The 20,027-nt window shown below is 43.6% G+C and carries 15 protein-coding genes; 4 read left to right on the top strand and 11 right to left on the bottom strand.

Annotation, left to right across the window (positions count from 1 at the left end):
* Positions 1-2,295 (top strand): EcoAI/FtnUII family type I restriction enzme subunit R, encoded by a 2,295-nt coding sequence (gene hsdR / locus EO93_RS11755; RefSeq protein WP_048162686.1) that lies wholly within the window; start codon positions 1-3, stop codon positions 2,293-2,295.
* Positions 2,296-2,404: 109 nt separating this feature from the next.
* Here the strand turns inward: hsdR and EO93_RS11750 are convergent, their stop codons facing one another.
* The gene (locus EO93_RS11750) at positions 2,405-3,895 is read right to left on the bottom strand and encodes an NAD(P)/FAD-dependent oxidoreductase (RefSeq protein WP_048162685.1); all 1,491 of its coding nucleotides are present in this window, start codon (positions 3,893-3,895) and stop codon (positions 2,405-2,407) included.
* Entirely contained in the window at positions 3,892-4,470 is a 579-nt protein-coding gene (locus EO93_RS11745; RefSeq protein WP_048162684.1) for a TetR/AcrR family transcriptional regulator, read from the bottom strand. The genes EO93_RS11750 and EO93_RS11745 overlap by 4 nt, the downstream gene beginning before the upstream one ends.
* Positions 4,471-4,554: 84 nt before the next feature.
* Here EO93_RS11745 and EO93_RS11740 point away from each other — a divergent pair, with 84 nt between their 5' ends.
* A complete protein-coding gene (locus tag EO93_RS11740; RefSeq protein WP_048162683.1) occupies positions 4,555-4,740 on the top strand; it encodes a hypothetical protein in 186 nt (61 codons plus the stop codon).
* Positions 4,741-4,792: 52 nt separating this feature from the next.
* Here the strand turns inward: EO93_RS11740 and EO93_RS11735 are convergent, their stop codons facing one another.
* Entirely contained in the window at positions 4,793-5,029 is a 237-nt protein-coding gene (locus tag EO93_RS11735; RefSeq protein ID WP_048162682.1) for a DUF3006 domain-containing protein, read from the bottom strand.
* Between the two features lie 2 nt (positions 5,030-5,031).
* The gene (locus EO93_RS11730) at positions 5,032-6,504 is read right to left on the bottom strand and encodes a lamin tail domain-containing protein (RefSeq protein ID WP_235284235.1); all 1,473 of its coding nucleotides are present in this window, start codon (positions 6,502-6,504) and stop codon (positions 5,032-5,034) included.
* 286 nt (positions 6,505-6,790) lie between these two features.
* Between EO93_RS11730 and EO93_RS11725 the strand changes: the two genes are divergently transcribed.
* Together EO93_RS11725 and EO93_RS11720 are read left to right on the top strand one after the other, a co-directional pair.
* Complete coding sequence (locus EO93_RS11725) at positions 6,791-7,822, top strand: class I SAM-dependent methyltransferase family protein (protein WP_048162680.1); 1,032 nt, start codon at positions 6,791-6,793, stop codon at positions 7,820-7,822.
* A gap of 548 nt (positions 7,823-8,370) precedes the next feature.
* A complete protein-coding gene (locus EO93_RS11720; protein WP_048162679.1) occupies positions 8,371-9,360 on the top strand; it encodes a hypothetical protein in 990 nt (329 codons plus the stop codon).
* A 198-nt stretch (positions 9,361-9,558) separates the two neighbouring features.
* Here the strand turns inward: EO93_RS11720 and EO93_RS11715 are convergent, their stop codons facing one another.
* The 7 genes from EO93_RS11715 to EO93_RS11685 all read right to left on the bottom strand — a co-directional run bounded on the left by EO93_RS11715 (position 9,559) and on the right by EO93_RS11685 (position 19,554).
* Complete coding sequence (locus EO93_RS11715; RefSeq protein WP_048162678.1) at positions 9,559-11,061, bottom strand: class I SAM-dependent DNA methyltransferase; 1,503 nt, start codon at positions 11,059-11,061, stop codon at positions 9,559-9,561.
* Complete coding sequence (locus EO93_RS11710; RefSeq protein WP_048162677.1) at positions 11,054-12,487, bottom strand: RNA-binding domain-containing protein; 1,434 nt, start codon at positions 12,485-12,487, stop codon at positions 11,054-11,056. Before EO93_RS11710 ends, EO93_RS11715 begins: the two co-directional genes overlap by 8 nt.
* Positions 12,484-14,034 (bottom strand): restriction endonuclease subunit S, encoded by a 1,551-nt coding sequence (locus EO93_RS11705; protein ID WP_052735450.1) that lies wholly within the window; start codon positions 14,032-14,034, stop codon positions 12,484-12,486. The genes EO93_RS11710 and EO93_RS11705 overlap by 4 nt, the downstream gene beginning before the upstream one ends.
* A gap of 358 nt (positions 14,035-14,392) precedes the next feature.
* Positions 14,393-14,578 carry a hypothetical protein gene (locus EO93_RS17560; protein WP_156161309.1) on the bottom strand — a complete coding sequence of 62 codons (186 nt, stop codon included), beginning with the start codon at positions 14,576-14,578 and terminating at the stop codon, positions 14,393-14,395.
* Between the two features lie 1,506 nt (positions 14,579-16,084).
* Complete coding sequence (locus EO93_RS11695) at positions 16,085-16,456, bottom strand: PRC-barrel domain-containing protein (protein ID WP_048162675.1); 372 nt, start codon at positions 16,454-16,456, stop codon at positions 16,085-16,087.
* 106 nt (positions 16,457-16,562) lie between these two features.
* Entirely contained in the window at positions 16,563-16,790 is a 228-nt protein-coding gene (locus EO93_RS11690; RefSeq protein ID WP_048162674.1) for a hypothetical protein, read from the bottom strand.
* A gap of 10 nt (positions 16,791-16,800) precedes the next feature.
* Positions 16,801-19,554, bottom strand: coding sequence for a DEAD/DEAH box helicase family protein (locus EO93_RS11685; protein ID WP_048162673.1), 2,754 nt, complete (start codon positions 19,552-19,554; stop codon positions 16,801-16,803).
* Between the last annotated feature and the right edge of the window lie 473 nt (positions 19,555-20,027).

Raw genomic sequence — 20,027 nt, 5'->3', positions numbered from 1 at the left:
ATGAATGAGGCGGAAACAAGGGCAGAACTCATCGATCCGAAGCTGGTTGAAAGCGGCTGGGGTGTAGTCGAAGGTTCAAAAATCCTTCGGGAATATCATCTAACTTTAGGTAGAATTCAGACCGGTGGGAAACGCGCTAAGCCACTAATAGCTGATTATGTACTTGTTTATAAAGACCGCAAACTTGCGGTTATCGAAGCCAAAAGCGACAAACTTGAAGTGGGCGAAGGTGTGGCTCAGGCCAAAAACTATGCCGAAAAAATGCACGTCGAAACGACCTTTGCTGCCAATGGTAGGGAAATTTACCAGATGTGCATGAAAACCGGCGCAGAAGGATTAATTCCCAATTTCCCAACGCCGGAAGAATTGTGGAACAAGACATTTGCCACTCAAAACCATTGGCGTGAAACCTTTTCTCAGGTACCGTTTGAAAATATGGGCAGCACCAAGGCTGTGCGCTATTATCAGGAAATTGCGGTCAACAATACCATGGCTGCCATTGCCGAAGAAAAACAGCGTATCCTGCTCACCCTGGCAACCGGTACGGGCAAAACCTTCATCGCTTTTCAGATAGCATGGAAACTTTTTCAGACGCGGTGGAACCTGAAGCGTGATGGTAAACGCAGGCCGAGGATTTTGTTCCTGGCAGACAGGAATATACTCGCTGACCAGGCTTTTAATGCCTTTTCAGCCTTTCCGGAAGATGCGCTGGTGCGTATCAGTCCTAAAGAGATCAGCAAAAAAGGGAGTGTGCCGACCAACGGCAGCATATTCTTTACCATTTTCCAGACCTTCATGAGCGGACCGGAAAACACACCCTATTTTGGTGCATATCCTGCGGATTATTTTGATTTTATTGTCATTGATGAGTGCCACCGAGGCGGCGCAAATGATGAAGGCAACTGGCGCAGCATCATGGAATATTTTTATCCGGCAGTCCAGCTTGGGTTAACCGCAACTCCCAAACGCGATGACAATGTGGACACCTACAAATATTTCGGTAAGCCGGTATACATTTACTCACTCAAAGAAGGCATTAACGATGGTTTTCTCACGCCTTTTAAAGTAAAGCAGATCGAAAGCACATTCGATGAATATGTTTACGCCCCGGAAGATCAGGTCATTGAAGGTGAAGTTGAAGCAGGGAAAAACTATACGGAGCCAGATTTCAATCGAATCATCGAAATTAAAGAACATGAGTCAGATAGAGTAAAGTTATTTCTTTCTGAAATCGATCAGAAAGAAAAGACTATTGTTTTCTGTGCCACTCAAAGCCATGCAGCGGTAGTTCGGGATCTGGTTAATCAATATAAAAAAAGCAGTGAGCCGAACTACTGTGTTCGTGTTACAGCTAACGATGGCAAGCTTGGCGAACAGTATTTGCGTGAATTTCAGGACAACGAAAATACAGTCCCAACGATTCTCACCACCTCACAAAAGCTTTCCACTGGGGTTGATGCCCGAAACATCCGAAATATAATTCTCATGCGTCCGATAAACTCCATGATTGAGTTTAAGCAGATAGTTGGGCGTGGCACACGGCTGTTCGATGGAAAAGAATATTTCACCATATACGATTTTGTAAAAGCTCACCTTCATTTTGCCGATCCGAAATGGGACGGGGAGCCAATGGAAACTGAGCCATCGAAAGTAAAAGAGCCGAGAGCAACCTATGGTTCATCGGAGCAGGGAAAAAAAGAGGCAAAGAAAATACTTAAAATTAAGCTGCGTGATGGCAAAGAGCGCGAGATTCAACACACGATTTCCACCTCTTTTTGGAGTGCAGCCGGCAAACCGATTTCAGCACAGGAATTTTTACAAAACCTGTTCGGCATTTTGCCAGAATTCTTTAAGGATGAAAATGAGCTTCGTACAATCTGGTCAAATCCGATGACACGTAATGTATTCCTTGAAAAACTTGCCGAAGCAGGTTACGGTATGGATGAACTTACAACATTACAAAAACTTATAGATGCTGAAAAAAGCGATCTGTTTGATGTACTGGAATATGTTTCTTTTGCCCTGCAACCAATCACAAGGGAAATGAGGGTAAACAGGGCTCAATCAAGAATTTTTGAAGGATTAAATGATCAGCAAAAAGAATTTCTGGATTTTGTCCTCTCAAAATATATAGAAACAGGTGTTGGAGAACTCAGCCAGGATAAATTGCCAGGACTTCTTGAACTCAAATACCATACAATAAGCGATGCTAAGGCAGTATTGGGTGAAATTGCCGAAACAAGAGAACTATTTGTTGGTTTTCAAGAATACCTTTACGCACCGGTTGTTGCATAATCTGATGGCAGAGCAAATGTCAAATTAACGGCAAGGAAAATCAATCTCTTAGTAAAACATATTTGGTGCAATTCAGGGCAAAGGTAACAAAGTCAATTTTACCAGGCTGTTAAACGCTTACAAACGGCTTTTTTTCCTGTTTACAAAGCCTCATGATTGTGTCTTTTCCGGTAACGACGGCCACGGGCAGTCCCCCCGGCGGCTGTAACCATTGGCCGGTTAAAAAGAGATTGTCCAGGCCTTTGATTCGCCCTGTATGAGCCATCATTTTTCCCCGGACGGTCAGTAAAAACGGCATGAATGCGCCTCGATAGGCGTTGCAATACCGTTCGTACGTTTTTGGCGTGGCGACGTCAAGCACTTTGAGTTTTCCTTTCATCCGGGGAAAACGTGTTTCAATTGCCCGAAGAACCGCTTTTCCTATTTTCTCTTTTTCCCGGGTATAGGCCTCGGGATCCCGGGCAAGTGCATCCCAGGCTTCGTAATCCTCATGGAATTGGTTGATGCTGCAGGTGATCAGGGTGTGGCCTTCTGGAGCAAATGCCGGCTCATGCCGGTAGTGCGTCATTGTTAAACGGTTGATAGTTGATTGATGGATCTCAAATGGGACCGCCGGAAAGGACAGGCTCCGCGGAAGGGCGCCGATTGTGCCTTCATAGCCTAATGCTACCAGAATTTGTGAGGCCAGCGGATAATCTGTCGGGTTACTATATCGTTTTTGGAAGGCTCGATCGGGGTACTCGCCTTTCAGTAACCTCTCATAAAGTACGTGCGCATCGCATGCTGCAATGACATAATCGGCTTCAAAGATTTTGCCGTTGTGACAGATGACGCTGTTGACTTTGTTGTGGGCTATGGTCAGCTCAACGGCTTCACACGGAGCTTCGATGGCTCCACCCAGGGTGAGGTAACGTTCAACCATGCGCGTTGCCAGCGCCTTAGAGCCACCATAGGGAATGGAGGCCTGGCCTCTGGTAAAGGCCGCGAGCGCAAAAAAAATGAATGAGGCACTATAACCTTCCGGTAAAAATGAAGCAAGAGCAGCCTGCAGCGCCGGGTGCTTAAAGGTATTGGAGTAGTCCTTTAAGCTGACCTTGCCGTATTTTTGCATAACAGTTCCCGCATCTTTTAACGAGATCATCAACCGGATTCTTTCCATAAGCGTCATCAAGTCCTCAGGTTTTTCAACGGGGGTTTCATACGATTGAAGCTTCCTGATCACCTGACAAAAATCTTCAATAGCGGCTTTATCTTCCGGGGATAGTTCAAGCCAGCTGGACCTGAGCCGGTCAAGGTCGCGATAAAAATGTACGATAATGCCGTCGTGCTCAAAAGCTAAAAAACTCTCGGGATGGTAAATTCCAACCCCATTGAGAGCACCAACGGTAACCCAGAGGTCATGAATCGGTGTTCCTGGTTTTGTCCCAACAAGCCAGTGAATGCATCCGTCTATGTGGTAGCCCTGCCTATCCCATCCAGTGCATTCCCCTCCTAAATTGTGATTTATCTCAAGGATTACGCTTTCAAAGCCGTTTTTTTGGGCAAAGATGCCAGCGCTCAATCCGGCAATACCCCCACCTATGATAATTATTTTTTTCATTTCCCCCTCTCCTTTTGTTTTATTTGCTGTATACGCAGGAGATCCTCCCCCGTTTCCAGAAGCAGCTCTTCAGCGGCATGTTCATCAATCCAGAACGACAGATGGCCGTTTGCGACCATGACCGAGAGCCCCGTTTGAAAGATCCGCATCTTTAAAAGCAGGCGCTTGCGTTCCTCATACGTCAAGCCACGCATGGTTTCATCTTCAGCCAGTGCTTCAACCATGGCGTCCTGAAAGGTTTCATACGAAGCCATGTACGGATTTTGCTGCATTACCAGTTCACGAAAAAGGACAGGATACTCCCGCGCAAACACTAAACTGGCTTTTCCGATGTTTTCAAAAAGGTCCGGCCCTTTTTGTTTTTTCAATATTTCATCCAGAAGGGCAAAAACACGCTCGACCACTGCCTTAATCAAATCATCAATCGTTCCGAAATTGAGATAGATCGGCGCAACCGAACTACGAAGACGTTTCGCCACGCTGCGCGCGGTGATGCCGGCAAAGCCTTCTTCTTTTGTGATTGCAAAAGCGGCTTCTACAATGGCTTCTGTGTCAAATTTTGTTTTGGGCGGCATACAGATCCCTTTGAATAACATATGTTATATAACATATGTTATTTTATCTTGTATAAAGAGATTTGCCAGGTGAAAAAATAAATAATGTTAACAAATGATGCGAATTCCGGAAGGGGAAGAGAAAAACAGACCGGATATGTAAGTAACCAGGCCGAAATCCACAACGGAGATGTTCCCGGGACGAGGGAAAGGCCGCCCGGCCCCCCACAGCCAGGGACACATTTTACAGGCACAGGAGCTGATATGTTTTTTCTCCAGTCTGGAAAATAAATGTGCGAGCTCTCTCAAATCTGGAAGAAGGAGACCGATAAAATAGTTTCATTCAGTCTGTCTCTTTATTTTTATTTTTAAGTTTATCAAGCAAAGTTGACACTCTTTCTTTAGCGGCTTCTGTCTCTTGAGAGTCTCTGACAATGCTGAAATTCAGTATATCACCCTCCCTGCTCTCCAGAGGCAGTAAAAAAAGAGGGATGTCAATTTTTATCGACTCCTCATCCCTTAAAAGCAGTACTGCAGTACTGCCCTCTATCCTGTCAAGAGTAACTTTAAAGTTTCCCATCTTCACCCCTCCAGCGAAGCGACCAGATTTCCGCTGTCATCAAAGAGGTATGCCGTATCACCATCGTTGTTCCAGATAGGGCTGCCTGACCCCCAGTATAGTTCGGTAGCTGTATCTGCGCCCTCTCCTGTATATAGAGTTGCAGTAGTCTGGGAATCCAGTGTACAGGAAGGAAACGTATAGGCATGCTTACTGCCGTCATCCTCGATTTTCCAGCCTGTCAATGAAACAGGAGAGGACCCTCTGTTTGTAATCTTTACCCATTCATCTTTTAGGCTCAGATCGCTAACATAGACAGTTGATTCTGCAGAGCCGGAGGTTACACTCGCTTCGACTTCAACTTCTTTGGCTTCGGTTTCGGCTTCTCCGGCTTCGGTTTCTTCGGCTTCAGAGTCTTTCGGTTCATTTTCTTTAGTCGTCATCGAAGCCGAAGAACTTTCAGCTCCACTTTCAGCAGGTCCGGTTTTTGCCACAGATTCTCCAGAGCCACTTTTTTGAGTGTTTATCGTATAAGCAGAGCCATCTGTTGTCACTGTAATTGAGCCGTCGAGATCGGTCCTGTAGACCCTGGAAACCTTCTGTAACCTTTCAAGAATTTCAGGATGGGGATGCCCATAGTCATTGCCTGCTCCAACTTCGATCACGCTTATTTCGGGGCTTACAGCTGAAATAAAGGCTCCTCCGCTGCCTGACCGGCTGGCATGGTGCCCGACTTTGAGAATATCAGAATCCAGGTCATACCCGGTGTTCATGAGGTTTTCTTCAGTTTCAAGCCCTGCATCGCCCATAAGCAGGAATGAAACTTCCCCGTAGCTTACTTTAAGGACCACGGAGTTTTCGTTCAGCTCATCGGAGTATTCAGGTCCGGGGTTCAGAACTTCCACATCAACAGCAGGGTCAAATTCTATTTCTTTTCCTTTTTCAGCGACCTCAAAAGGAATATTTTTCTTATCAATAGTGGTTAGCATATTCTCATAGGTTTTTGAGGTATGCGGAAAGCCGCTGTCAATGAAATGTTCAACCTGGAAGCTGCTCAGTACCTCATCCATGCCGCCTATATGGTCCGCGTGAGGATGGGTTGCAACAACATAATCAATGCCGGAGATATCATGCTCGTGAAGGTATGCCGAAACCCCCGACCCCTGGTTTCGTTCCCCTGCGTCTACCAGCATAGCTTTTCCATTATATTCCAGGAGAATTGAATCTCCCTGGCCGACGTCAAGAAAATGAACTGTTAAGTTTTCATCTGTCGGGTTTCCACCGTTAGCAGGATTATTGTCTGCAAGATTATTGTCTGCAAGATTATTTTCTGCAAGATTATTGTCTGAAAGACCAGTGTCCTCAAGGTTATTTTCTGCAAGCCCGCTGTCCTGACCTGACGCTGTTCCTTCAGCTCGAACCTGGGCCTCAAGGTCTGTTTCTCCTGCCTGCTGTGCGGCCTGTTGGGGCTCTTCAGCAAGCGGAACGTCTTTCATTCCCGCGTTTATTCCAGCAATAACTATTAAAACAAATAATATACCAAAAATCCAGCGCAATAAGCTGCTTCCGGACGCTTTACCTGATTTCTTCAAATTAATCACACCACATTTTTAACCCAATAATATAAATGGCATTTATATTAAGATGCTGAAAAAAATATTCTGGAATTCATCCCAATATCTATGGCATCATAATTATATAAATCATCAGAAAAATATTATCTACAGAATTAGATTCACGAACAAAAAACATTAATCCCATGCCGGATATCCTTCAATTCCAATGTACAGAACTATCCGTGTTCCGCTCGAAAAAGGTGAAGAAGCCCGGCTGGAAGTTATAACTGCGGATCTCTTTGATGATACCCGAAAAATCCGAAAACTCCAGACCGAAGAAGGCACTTTCCTTGAAATCCCTGTCACCGAGGCTGCAGGAGAAAAAATAGGAGATTTTCCGGTAATTGAACAGGAAAATCCCGAATTTCTGGAAAAAACCGGGTCCCTGAAAGAATACCTTAAAGACTCCCTTTCCGAAGCCGAACTTGCAAGTGTTCCATCAGGCTGGCACATTTTAGGAGACATCATTATCGTCAGCATCCCCGAAACCCTCGAAAGCAAGAAAATAAGGATAGCTGAAGCCCTGCTTTCCATGTATCCAAAGTGCAGGAGCGTTGTCAGAGATTTCGGAATTGAAGGGCAGTTCCGCCAGCCGAAAAGGGAACTTCTCCTCGGAACCTCCACGGAAACCATCCACAAGGAGCACGGCTGTTTTTTCAAGCAGGATGTAACGAAAGTGATGTACTCCAAAGGCAACCTTGATGAGAGAAAAAGGATGAGCAAACTCGGAAGCGGGGAAGTAGTTGTGGATATGTTTGCAGGGATAGGGTACTTTTCAATTCCCATGGCTGTCCATGCGCGGCCGGAAAAAGTCATCTCGATAGAAATAAACCCGGAGTCTTTTGCCTATCTGAAGGAAAATGTCAGGCTGAACCATGTGGAGGACATTATTACCCCTGTTCCGGGAGATTGTTCACAGGCTGCCCCTGAAGGGGAGGCAGACAGGGTTATTATGGGGTATGTGGGAACAACACACCACTATCTGGAACCGGCTATGAAAGCTTTGAAAAAAAGCGGAGGGATCCTGCATTACCATGAAACGGTACCTGAAAACCTCGCCAGAACCAGGCCTGAAGAAAGGATAAAAAAAGTTGCCGGATGCCTGGGGAAAAAAGTTGAGATCCTGGCAACCCGAAAGATAAAGAAATATTCTCCGGGTGTCCTGCATGTGGTCGTGGACGTGCGGATCTTTGAATGAAGGTTTTAACTCAAATTTTTTATTGAGGGCAGATTCTCATCTTCTCCATTTTATTAGCTTGCGGTTAGCTTTTCTCCGGAAAAAACGGTTTCTGACCTTTTTACCCCATATGGGGAATCAGATAATGAGCCTACAAAAAAGGAAGGTTCGATGAACCTCTGTTTTGTCCGGTTTTGATTTAGGGTATGTTACGAAATAACCCGGGCAACACAGAGTCATTTTGAACTTAAATCAACGGGCTTTTGTGAAAATAGCTCCGGTCTTAAAGCAATTTATGATGTTGAATTGAAGTCTGTAATTTTAGTTCCTAATAAAAATCTATATGTGATAAAGGTTAGAAAATATTTTATTCGTAAAATTATATAATTACCTAGTCTCTACTAATTTATCACATAATTAGTTGGGCAAATAGTCCAGTTTTGGATTAATGTGACTTCAGTAATAGATGATTCGGATATTATTACAGAATCTATTACAGAATCTGAAAAATATCCGAACTATAAACTTTACATTAACTTTGAAAAATAAAGCTACCTGGGGGAAAATAAATGATAAATAAGGGAAAGCTATGTTCAATAGCTTTAGCTTCAGCATTCCTGATTTTTGTTATTTTGATTTTAATCTCAGCCGCAGCTTCAGAGGCTCAGGTTACGAAAATTGGCACCGGATACGATCCTGCTGTTTATGGTAACAGGGTAGTATGGACAAATGGGGTTGTTATTCATCTATACGACCTGACCAACAGAACAGACACTACGTTTAGCTCTTCTGGGGCCTCCAGTCCGGATATTTACGACAACAAGTTAGTGTGGCATGATGAAAGCAGTGGAACACCAAGGCTTGCTGTGTACGATATACCAACAGCCACAAAAAGTTACATCACGAAGAACGTAGACCAATATAGCAAACCTGCTATTTACGGCAACAGAATCGTCTGGAGTGAAAATGATAGTGTATATCTGAGGGACATATCTACATCCACACAGACAAAAATAGGAAACGGTAGTAATCCCGACATATATGACACAAAAGTGGTGTATTACTCATATTCAGAAGATCCGGAAGTGGATATAACTATCAGAATGTATGACATCAATACGACGGAAAGAATAACTGTCAATTCATATGGAGATCCGAACATACCGCATATATGGGGTACTAACGTCATCTGGTCTGATGTATATAATCATCAGGGATATATTGCGATGTATAATACCTCAACAAAGAAAACCCTGGACGTCACACATCAACTTGACACCGATCCAGATGGAAATGAATACGGCGCCAGTACAGGGACACACATTGCCATACAAAATGATAAAATTGTATACAATAAATGTGTTGATGATTATGAAGGCAAGCCTGGAGTATATGTATATAACATATCTACGGGACAAAGCACACTGGTATATGAGTATCCTGAAGAAGTTTATACGACACCGGAAGTATACAATAACACTCTTGTGTGGGGAATGGACAAGAACTATGTTGATAGTACGGCTGGCAATGATATCTACTTATGCGACCTTGCAGCCTGACCTGAAAATCTTACAGTAAAGTAAGTGGTGGATATATAAGTGGTGGATATCCACCACAACATTTTATTGAAAAACCTGAATTTTTGGATTTGGCGATTATAAAAAGAATATCAAGAACTGATGAAAAGAATATCAAGAAATGATAAAAAGAATATCAAGAATATTCTTTAATCTTCAGACATATGTGGAATTTCTTTTTTAATTCTCTTCACTTTCACCGTTTCCATTAATTGTGAGCATAATTTCCTTGAAACTTGCCAGCGAAGCCTCCATATTCTCTATAATCTCATTTGCAAGAATATCGGGGTCCGGAAGGTTGTCCAGGTCCGCGAGGCTTTTGTCTTTGAGCCAGAAGATGTCCAGGTTTGTTTTATCCCTTGCTACAATTTCATCATAGCTGAATTTGCGGAACCTGCCTTCGGGAGCTTCTTCACTCCAGGTCTCTTTGCGGCTGAAGCGGTTTTCCGGGTTGTAGCATTTGATGAAATCTTCCAGATCTGAAAACTTCAGTGGATTTTTCTTTAATGTATGGTGTACATTTGTGCGGTAATCGTAGATCCACACTTCTTTTGTCCAGGGCTCTTTCGCTGCGGATTTAGCTTCAAAGAAAAGCACGTTTGCCTTTACGCCATTTGCATAGAAGATGCCTGTCGGCAGGCGCAGGATTGTGTGCAGGTCGGTGGTTTCAAGAAGTTTTTTACGGATGGTCTCTCCGGCTCCGCCTTCAAACAGGACATTGTCGGGCAATACCACTGCTGCCTGCCCGCCGGTTTTGAGGATGGTGTGGATGTGCTGCACAAAGTTGAGCTGCTTGTTGCTTGTGGTGGTCCAGAAGTCCTGCCGGTTGTAAGTGAGGTCTTCTTTTTCCTGCTCCCCTTCTTCGTTGGTGAAGGTCATGCTGCTCTTCTTTCCAAAAGGCGGGTTTGTGAGGATGTAATCGTAACGGTATCCAGGATCGGCTATGAGAGCATCGGAATTGGAGATCATGGGCTCCCCGTCGATTTCCCCTATGTTGTGCAGGAACATGTTCATCAGGGCAAGCCGGCGGGTCCCTGCAACGATTTCGTTCCCGCCAAAGGTTTTATTTTTCAGGAAGCGGCTCTGTTCCCGGTCCAGCCGGTGGTTTGATGTAAGGAAGTCATAAGCTGCTAAAAAGAACCCGCCTGTGCCGCAGCAGGGATCGCCGATTGTCTTCGTGGGTCCGGGCTGGAGGCACTGGACCATCGCCCTGATGAGCGGCCTGGGGGTGAAGTACTGGCCGGCTCCGCTTTTTGTATCTTCTGCATTCTTCTGCAGGAGCCCTTCATAGATCTCTCCCTTTGTATCCACGCCCATCATGACCCAGCTTTCCTTGTCGATCATATCAATGACCTTGTAGAGCATGGCAGGGTCGCTGACCTTGTTCTGGGCTTTGAGGAAGATCTGCCCGAGCATCCCCGGCTTTTTCCCAAGCTCTTCTAACAGCTTCTTGTAGTGAATATCGAGTTCTGCTCCACGCTGCTGTTTCAAATTATCCCAGGTGTATTCCTCCGGGATGCCAATATCCCTGTTGTACGGCGGCTTCCTGTACTCTTCAGCCATTTTCAGGAATATAAGGTAGGTCAACTGTTCCAGATAATCTCCGTAGCTCACGCCCCCGTCCCTCAGGACGTTGCAGAAGCTCCAGACTTTGGAAACGATGGATGAGGTGTTTTCAGACATGGTTTGGATCCTTGATATGAGAGTAATATTTTTGGTTAGGGCTATTCGGTTTATTAGGAATGGTGAGGAAGAGTTTTCCTTCTTGAATAAGTGGATTTAAGATTTCTAATCTGAAATGCTTCCTATCTTTTAATCCCATAAACTCTTGAATTTCTTCTCGACTTCTTGGTTCAATACAATACTCTAATAATGCGCTGATCTTATCGTTTTCAGCTTGGGGGGTAGCTTGGGGGGTAGCTTGGGGGGTAGCTTGCGGGGTAACAGGAACAATGATCTTAAAAATGTCTCCTTCAAGAAGCTGTGGATCAGCTCCACCGGAATAAATCCTTGTGTAGTTGTAGAGATTCCTGACACCTGAACCTAACTCATCCGCCCTTCCGATTTCTTTGAAAAAGCGAGCAATTACCGGATTTTTAGGGTATGGTGTGAAATTGGAAGGATTTATTCTACCATGTCCATGTGGGCGGTTTGCATTCTCCGCAACAACCTGATCAGTTCCAATTATGAATTTTGCAGGAAAACCGTTTATGTATTCCCTGTGGATGAGCATATTTGTAACAACTTCTCTGAAAATATGGTCTCTCAGGCTGATTCTCTGATCCTTTTCCAGATAAAAAGGGTCAGGTAGATGTTTTGCAACAAAAGCCATGAGTCTGTCATAACTTTCGATCAGGTTGGTACGGATGTCGTCCCTGTCGTCATAACGGTCAAGATTAACTCTGCGAAGAATGGCATCAGTCTTGAAATGGGGCAGTACGCTCTGGATAACTTCGTCTTTCCCCAGCAAAAGAATTGCAGCAAGAGTATAACCTTCTTTGCCGGTCTGGTAATCATGTTGATACAAACGAGCACTGCTTAAAAGTTCCTCATCATTCATTGTTGCCCATGGATGATTGGGATTCTCGGCACGAACCATTTTCCGCACTCTCTGGATAAGATCGGTTCTGAGGTCTTCCAGTCTGACATAAGGATAAATGCGGTTCTCTGAAAATGAGCTCTGCTTGCGAATATAGAGATGAGCCACAGCATCAGGATGATTGGTAACATCCAGATCCCCATCTTCATTCCTGTCAAATATCTTTCCTTTACAGCGGTGAACCTGTGAACTTTCAGGAATATTGAGATAGAGAAGGATTTTTCCTTCAATGTTTACAGTCTCCGGCAATATGTACAAAGGAGGATTGATAATTTGCGGGTTATTCAGCGCAGTAACAAGATCCTTTTTGATCTGCGGCAGAGCATCCGTATCAATTCCTATGATATTCCCATTGTCATCAACTCCAAGAACAATATGTCCTCCATTGCGATTTAGAAAAGCACAGACTGTCTCGTACACATCACGGTTTATCTGAGTTTTGCACTCCTTAAATTCCACGGTAAGCCCTTCGCCGTCCCGGATGATGCTTTTCAATTGCTCAGAGATCATGATCTACCCTTCTTGCCGCTGTCTGCCTTTTCCACCCTCACCCTCTCCAGCAAAACCTCAGCCGGTTCCCAATCCTCTGCCCCGCGAACCTCTGCCAGCTCCCTTTCATTAAGCAACTTCCCCTCAAACGCTTTTTTCAGAATACTCTGCCGCAGTGCTTCGGCTTTTTCCAGATTAGTTTCAATATCCTGCTCTATCTTATCGCAGACTGAAAGGCGTGTTTCGATTTCCTGAACAATGGCTTGTTGTTCGGGGAGGGAACAGAAGGGGAATTTTATTTGTTTTATCCGATCTTGACCAATATTTCTCATTGATTCCTGATTACCCGTTGCTAATGACTCGATTTCTTTTCTACCAAAAACAGATCGCAGATAATACAAAGAATATAAATTATTATGGTTTTGTGAAAAGTCTATCTTGAGTATTTTATCACTTAACATCAAGCATTTGCTTATAGACTTCACAATAACACAGGCTCCCACTAATTCAATTGTGTTAGCTCGACTGAATAGAAAATCATTTTCGTGAATAATGTAATCAGCATTAAAAGCCTCTTCACTGAAGCAAGTTTTACTTTCGTTTTCTTTAAACTCTCCCCACGAAACTGAGCTCACTTTTACAATTCCAAGTTCATTTGGTTTAGGAGGCCTTTCGTCGCACTTTATGCTTTTTCCAGCTTGAATATTGTTAATTATTTCTCCCAACCCTGCCCATCTCCACCCTTCTGGTAGTCTTGGCAATTCTGCCAATTCCACTTCAGTGAGATGCTTAACTTCATTCATTTTTTTGCCGGTAGCCTTTGCAGCATCTTCCCTTTCCGTCCTGATTTTTTCCAGCAACTCCCCCGCATCCGACAAATCCGTCTGCTGCTCCCGCCATTTTCTTGTAAGCTCTCCCTCAAATGCCTTCTTCAGCACCGCCTGCCGATAAACCTTGAGCTGTTCCTGTGCCAGTTTGAGGTTGGCAATGCCATTGTCCAGTTCGCTGAAGAGAAGCTCGATTTTAGAGACGATGGCGCGTTGTTCCTCTAATGCTACAAAAGGAATTGCGACTTCACGAATGTTGCTCATTGAAATCGACCCTTGAGCTGTAGCTTTAGACATTCCTGAAATATTTCCAAAACCTAAAATTGAAGAAAGGAACAATAAGACATATTTATTGTTTAGATTTTTTCCCAAGTCGATCTTAGCAACATTTGGTCCTAGGAAATATTCTTTATTATAAGGTACTATACCTACATTTCCTAGTCCTGCACCGACGAATACCATCAGTATTTCGCCCCCACGAATTCTTGACCGTGGGAGTTTTTCCATCGTTTCTTTGTCTACATAAACAAAATTTCTTGGAATAAAACCTTCTTTTGAAACATTTTGAGCTCGAATTACTGGTATATCGCCTTTTTCTTGATATTTTACATGTTTTGTATATTCAAATCCTGCAAGTTTCGTGACAAAAGAATGATCTCCTATCTTTACCCATCCCCACTCCACAGGTAACTTTGGTAATTCGGCTAATTCGGCTTCAGTTAAAGATTTAATCGTTTTCATCTTAATCAGTCAAAGCCTCTTTTAATTTGTTAATAATATCTTTCATGAGCCGGAGTATTCTCCAAACTTTTCTCCGAACCTTTCATTATCAATTTTGGAATACTTTTAAGATATCAGTTGATTAAATAATTGCCTACTTGTGTCTTTCAGGGATTTTATCAAAAATTTAAACCGTATAAAGGCATATATGCCTGTATTAGAGTCTCAAACAAAGAAAAAGAGTCTCGAAAACATTGTGGCATTGAAATTAACCGGGGATGATTGGGATTGCGAATGTTAATATTTATTCTGACAATCTTTATTATTTTTAGTGGATGCGTTGATGAAAATAATGGCACCCGATAAAATAATCAGTATATCAGTGACCAGTATTCTGTTGGTCGTCCACCGTTACATGGTTGATATTTTTGAAAAACCCGAATTGCGCCTCGGGATCACAGGAAATCAGAGATTTTCTGGGAGTTGCGATGTAATCGCAACAGTATGCGGTCCTTTTCGGCAGAGTTGCGGCTCTGCAGTACGCTGTCCTTTTCGCTGCGCTCAAGAGGACTTATTTATGGGTTTTAGCAGTGAACTGCGCTCAAGAGGACTGAATTACGATTTCTCGGACCCATAAAACCTTATTCGCCTTACCGTGTCGTTTTTGTCACGCTCGACGCAGGAGAGCGGCTTTCAGACAAAAAAGAAGAAAAAAGACCCGCAAGAAAAGCCATAAAGTAAAATTGAAGTAAAAAATAGGGGGATACGGTCAGAACCGGATAAAAATACACCTGAAAAACGCTCTTTCCACGTCTGTTTTTATTGATTTTTACTGTATATTTCAACCTCCTGTTTTTTCTTTCTCTTTTTATCTTTCTTCTTTTTTCTACTTTTTTTGCAGGGCCGCCAGACAAGCTGGCGGAGGCGTCCGATATTTACCTGTGAATTAAAAAGCGATTTTCGGGGTAAAGGGAAAGTATTCTTCGGACCAGGAAGGAATTTCACTATAATCTATTTTTCTCTTAATACCAGCAGGAATTCGCCTGTTATTTGTTTTTGCGGGCAGACGAGATGACTTCAGCCTTGCAAGACGCAGAAGAGAGAAACAAAAGATCCAGTCTGAGTCTGGATATTCTGAATAATACCAATCGATTAAGCAGGAACCACCATTCTGTTCACTTTTTCTCAAAACAGTATCATGATGTTGCTTGTTAAACATCAGGAACGAAAAGCTAAGAAAAATAGTAAAGGAAGAGAAATGAGGTAAATACGTTTTAACTTTGATTAAAAGAGTTAGTAAGGGGTTCACAAGGTTTGACACGCAACAATGAAGTTTATTACGGGATCAGGTTTTAATCTGTCCTGAATTTGCTCCATCTCGCAGTTTAAGCTTACGCGTCAATGAAGTTTATTACGGGATCAGGTTTTAATCTGTCCTGAATTTGCTCCATCTCGCAGTTTAAGCTTACGCGTCAATGAAGTTTATTACGGGATCAGCTTTCAGACTGTCCTGAATTTGCTTCATTTCGCAGTTTACGCCATAAATGAAGTATATTACGGGATCGGTTTTCAAACCGTCCTGAATTTGCTCCACCTTATAGCTACGCGCCAATGAAGTATATTACGGGATCAGTTTTCAGACTGTCCTGAATTTGCCTCATTTTAAGTTTACGCGTCAATGAAGTAGATTTCGAGATCGGTTTTCAAGCCGTCCTGAATTTGCTTCATTTTACAGCTTAGTTCCTTGTGAACAATATATAATATGTAAGTTATCGTATAAAATACTGGCGGTCGTATTACTCTGGGTAATATCAGCAGTTAGTTTTTTTGCCATACCCGTCTGTAAATAATCAGTAATGGACTCTGTCGATCAGGGTGTACATTAAATACTTCACTATTTTTTACATTCTTTAAACGACGTCTTATTCGACTGAAATAAATTATTCAATGGAAAAGGGCATATTCTCAAAAATAGTAAGGTTTCCGGGAACCTCAAATCTTTCCTGTATTCTTCGGTAAGAAAATCGGATCGGAAACAACAATTTTCATATCATCACCCGAAAATGAGCATTTAAATTTCCCAGTAAGGCTGAAGATTATACTGTTCATACACTTTAGCCAGATCGTTATGATTTAAAGTCCACACATCTTTATCCAGGCCTTCTGCCGTTTTGAATGCTTCCTTCTCAACTTTAAGGATATAATCTCCTCGACTTGCTTGAAGAGCTCCCCAGGGAATGGCAAAGAATTTACACTTCATACCAAGAAAACAATCACAAGCAAATACTACGTATGCGATTCTTCCCCGTTCAGAGTCAATCATGACTTCTTTAATCTTTCCGAGTTCTTCATCTTTAATGGTGAGGATCTTAGATCCTTTTATTTCGTTTGCCGGCACAAAAGTCATGTGCCTTGGAACTTGTGTTTCTTCAGCTACTCCCATACACCTCAACTCCCAATATATTATTCACTTATTGTCTTTATTTATCCCTTTCAAAAGTACAGAGAAGCGTTCCATGCTCTCCGCCTGCCCATCATAAACCGCCCCATTAATAATAACAATTCATTAATAATATACATTCCTTACGTACTTGAGGTCGTGTCCACCAGTAACTGAAAACGGTGAGCAAAAGAACGTCTATGAACTTCCTCAGGATGCTAGTTTTCATCCAACTTTTCCCCACAGTTTTCACCCAACTTATCTCCCAACCTTTCACCCCACTTTTCCCCACAGTTTCCCCACAGTTTTCTCCGAACTTTTCCTCCATCCCACTCATTCTCTTATCTTCACGCCGCAAGAGCCTCATTCAACTCACTGATAACCAGATTCATCTCGTCCCCGAAAAGCTGGTACATTCTGCCGCGCCCCCCAAGAGCATCAAAGGGAGTGTAATCAAGGTCGTCTATTTCCAGATGGAAGCTCGTGGCAACGTAATCCTTTATCATGCGGAGCCAGTTCATCTGGTCATCATTGAATTTCAGGGTTCCCGCCTGTTTTTTGAATACCCAGTCCTGGAAGTTCCGGTTTACGGTCTGGTCATAGGAGGTCAGCACAGGGTCGGTTTCGGTTATCCTGCGGATCAGGGAAACCAGGGCTGTGAGTTCATTCTTCGGGGAATTTCCGTTCACCTTTTCCAGCTGCTCGTAAGCCTGCCATATCCTGAAAGGAGCAAAATAGGGCTTTTCCAGTTTCAGTTTGTCCAGCACTTCTTTTATCATCGTAAAGGTGACTTCCCTGCGCTGGTAGGGCTGGTTGTAGAAAATTCTCAGGGCTGTGATCTCGTCTTTGTTAGCTTCCATATATGCCTTAAAATCATTGACCAGCTCATCAGCCCGTATAACAGCGTCTTTGTCCCACTCGGCTCTTAGAAGGGTGTCGGGGTTCAAGGTATCGATTATCTGCTCATGGACTCTGCGGACATTTTCGATGTATTCGTTCAGCTCGCCGGAAAAAGTGGACCTGGCGACATCAATCAGTTTCTCCTGTGCCTTTTTCTTTGCATCGGTTTCCTGAATTTCCGGCTGGCGTTGTTTAATCTCGGAAGCTCCGGAATCAATGATATCAGGGTTATATGCACTGAGCAGGTCCTTCACAGTCTGATTGATAGTTTTTCCATTCGCTTTCTCGGCAAAAGTAGCTCTTTCGTCCTCATTTATCTGCCTGTTCAACCTTGCAAGCCGATTAGCCAGGGAAACATACAGGTCTTCGTCCTGAGCGCCAAAGGTTACTGCTGCCAGCAGGTCTTTCAGTGACGTATTCCTCTTGCGTTCCAGAGGCCGGCTGTCAGTTTTCAGGGTCTTTGTGACCCCCACGGCATCCACAATTACAAAATGTGTCTTGGCTGAAACAGCCGATTTTGTCACCTTTTGCAGGTCATCGAAGCCCAGGGTGCGTGTACCCCGGCCCTTCATCTGCTCAAAATAATTCAGGCTTTTAACATCCCGCATGAACAGCAGGCATTCCAGCGGCTTAACATCCGTACCCGTGGCAATCATGTCCACTGTAACTGCTATTCTGGGATTGTATGCATTGCGGAAATCTGACAATACCGACTTTGGGTCTTCTTCCGCTTTGTAGGTCACTTTCTTGCAAAAGGCATTCCCTTCGTTGAATTCTTCCCGCAGTATATTGATAATATCATCGGCATGGCTGTCGTTCTTGGCAAAGATCAGGGTTTTTGGAACTTCCTCTCTGCCAGGGAAGATCTCAGGCAGCTTTTCCTTAAATGTCCGTATCACATTTCGGATCTGGCTGGGATTGACCACGTCCCTGTCCAGCTTTTTGGAAGTATAGGTGAAATCTTCGTCCAGCTGTTCCCAGCGTTTTTTACGGGTAAGTTTCTCCCGCTTGTCCACAAACTCCCGCGCAGCTATCTTTGCCCCGTTTTTGCTGATTTCGGTCTCGATGGTGTACACATCATAACCGACATTCACGCCATCTGCAACAGCTTCTTCATGGCTGTACTCGCTCACCACATTCTCATTGAAAAACCCGAAAGTGCGTTTATCCGGTGTTGCTGTCAGGCCTATCAAAAAAGCATCGAAATAGTCCAGCACCTGCTGCCACAGGTTGTATATGGAGCGGTGGCACTCATCTATGACTACAAAATCAAACTCTTCAATGGGAATCTTCTCATTATAAACTACAGGAAGCGGTTCCTTTGGCTGCCAGCCCCTCTCGGCAGGGTTCTCTTCCTCTATTTTTTCGTCCAGCTCCTCGCCCTTCAGAATAGAGTAAAGCCGCTGAATTGTAGAAATGCACACCTGGCTGTCCGAGGAAATATAACTGGAACGTAAGCGCTGAACATTGTACAGTTCGGTAAATTTACGGTTATCATCATTGGGCACATAAGCCATGAATTCCTGCTCTGCCTGTTCGCCAAGGTTCCTGGTATCAACAAGGAACAGCACTTTTCTGGCATCCGCAAATTTTAGTAACCTGTAGATGAAGGTTATAGCAGTATAGGTCTTTCCGGAACCTGTTGCCATCTGGACCAGAGCCCTCGGGCGGTTGTCCTTAAAGGATTTTTCAAGATTTGAAATCGCTGTTATCTGGCAGTCCCGTAACCTTTCGGTTGGCAATTCCGGTATCTCAAGTAACCTTTCCCTCAAAGGCTTCTTTTTGAGCCATTCCTCAAAAGTCTCAGGCCGCAGAAAAGAAAAAACAGGTTTTGACCTTGGCTTCGGGTCACGGAAGTCTGTGAAGCGTGTAAGTGCCCCTGTGCTCTCGTACACAAAAGGAAGCGGGTCATTGTTCAGGTACTTTAGCTTGCTTGCAGCATAGTCGGCTGATTGTTCCTCAACAACGGTTAACCGGTGGCCTTCTTCGTCCCTTTTCGCCTCAATGATTCCAACGGGCCTTTTGTCAACAAAGAGTACATAATCAGCCGGCCCCACATCGGTCAGATATTCCTTAACTGCAATGCCTCTGGAGGCACTCCAGTCGATCCTGCTCTTTTCCTGCACTACCCAGCCAGAATCATATAATTTTCTATCGATGGCATCTCTGGCTTGCTGCTCCGGGGTCTGGTTATTATTCATATGTCTTTACCCGTTGAATGTTTTTTACCCATTGAAATTCATTTTTATCCTTCTTTTCCTGGATTGGAATGCTGAGGCTGGCTCCTTCTTTGAATGTGATTTATACCGATAAATGTTTCTAAATTTATGTATGTTCCTTCTATATTTTGGAAATTGTGTAAATTATCCACTAGAAACAGTGAAGAACCAAAAAAGCGGATGTAAGAGGTATGATTCGAATGCAAGGAATCCTGTGAAAATAGGCCCAAACCCATTACCTTTGGCCTGGCTTCTTGCCGCAACTCAGACGAAATGTAAATAGGATTCATGCGTCTTCGGTTAAGTGAAGAATCGTGATAAATTGCCTCCACTTCCTCAACAGTTATCCAAAATTGTTAGGGTCCTCTTAAACTCACTCTTTAACTGGAACTTATTTTCCATTTTTTCTGCCAATTAAGCCAGAGAATAGTTTCCCCAAAAAAAGTACATCTTAT

The sequence above is a fragment of the Methanosarcina sp. 1.H.A.2.2 genome (assembly GCF_000979975.1).
Taxonomy (GTDB): domain Archaea; phylum Halobacteriota; class Methanosarcinia; order Methanosarcinales; family Methanosarcinaceae; genus Methanosarcina.
This window is presented reverse-complemented; position numbering and strand designations above follow the sequence as displayed.

Bases quoted from the DNA above. Each gene is read 5' to 3' on its own strand.
- hsdR (WP_048162686.1), top strand. From the start codon at position 1: ATGAATGAGGCGGAAACAAGGGCAGAACTCATCGATCCGAAGCTGGTT.
- EO93_RS11750 (WP_048162685.1), bottom strand. From the start codon at position 3,895: ATGAAAAAAATAATTATCATAGGTGGGGGTATTGCCGGATTGAGCGCT.
- EO93_RS11745 (WP_048162684.1), bottom strand. From the start codon at position 4,470: ATGCCGCCCAAAACAAAATTTGACACAGAAGCCATTGTAGAAGCCGCT.
- EO93_RS11740 (WP_048162683.1), top strand. From the start codon at position 4,555: ATGTTAACAAATGATGCGAATTCCGGAAGGGGAAGAGAAAAACAGACC.
- EO93_RS11735 (WP_048162682.1), bottom strand. From the start codon at position 5,029: ATGGGAAACTTTAAAGTTACTCTTGACAGGATAGAGGGCAGTACTGCA.
- EO93_RS11730 (WP_235284235.1), bottom strand. From the start codon at position 6,504: ATGAAAGACGTTCCGCTTGCTGAAGAGCCCCAACAGGCCGCACAGCAG.
- EO93_RS11725 (WP_048162680.1), top strand. From the start codon at position 6,791: ATGTACAGAACTATCCGTGTTCCGCTCGAAAAAGGTGAAGAAGCCCGG.
- EO93_RS11720 (WP_048162679.1), top strand. From the start codon at position 8,371: ATGATAAATAAGGGAAAGCTATGTTCAATAGCTTTAGCTTCAGCATTC.
- EO93_RS11715 (WP_048162678.1), bottom strand. From the start codon at position 11,061: ATGTCTGAAAACACCTCATCCATCGTTTCCAAAGTCTGGAGCTTCTGC.
- EO93_RS11710 (WP_048162677.1), bottom strand. From the start codon at position 12,487: ATGATCTCTGAGCAATTGAAAAGCATCATCCGGGACGGCGAAGGGCTT.
- EO93_RS11705 (WP_052735450.1), bottom strand. From the start codon at position 14,034: ATGAAAACGATTAAATCTTTAACTGAAGCCGAATTAGCCGAATTACCA.
- EO93_RS11695 (WP_048162675.1), bottom strand. From the start codon at position 16,456: ATGGGAGTAGCTGAAGAAACACAAGTTCCAAGGCACATGACTTTTGTG.
- EO93_RS11690 (WP_048162674.1), bottom strand. From the start codon at position 16,790: ATGAGTGGGATGGAGGAAAAGTTCGGAGAAAACTGTGGGGAAACTGTG.
- EO93_RS11685 (WP_048162673.1), bottom strand. From the start codon at position 19,554: ATGAATAATAACCAGACCCCGGAGCAGCAAGCCAGAGATGCCATCGAT.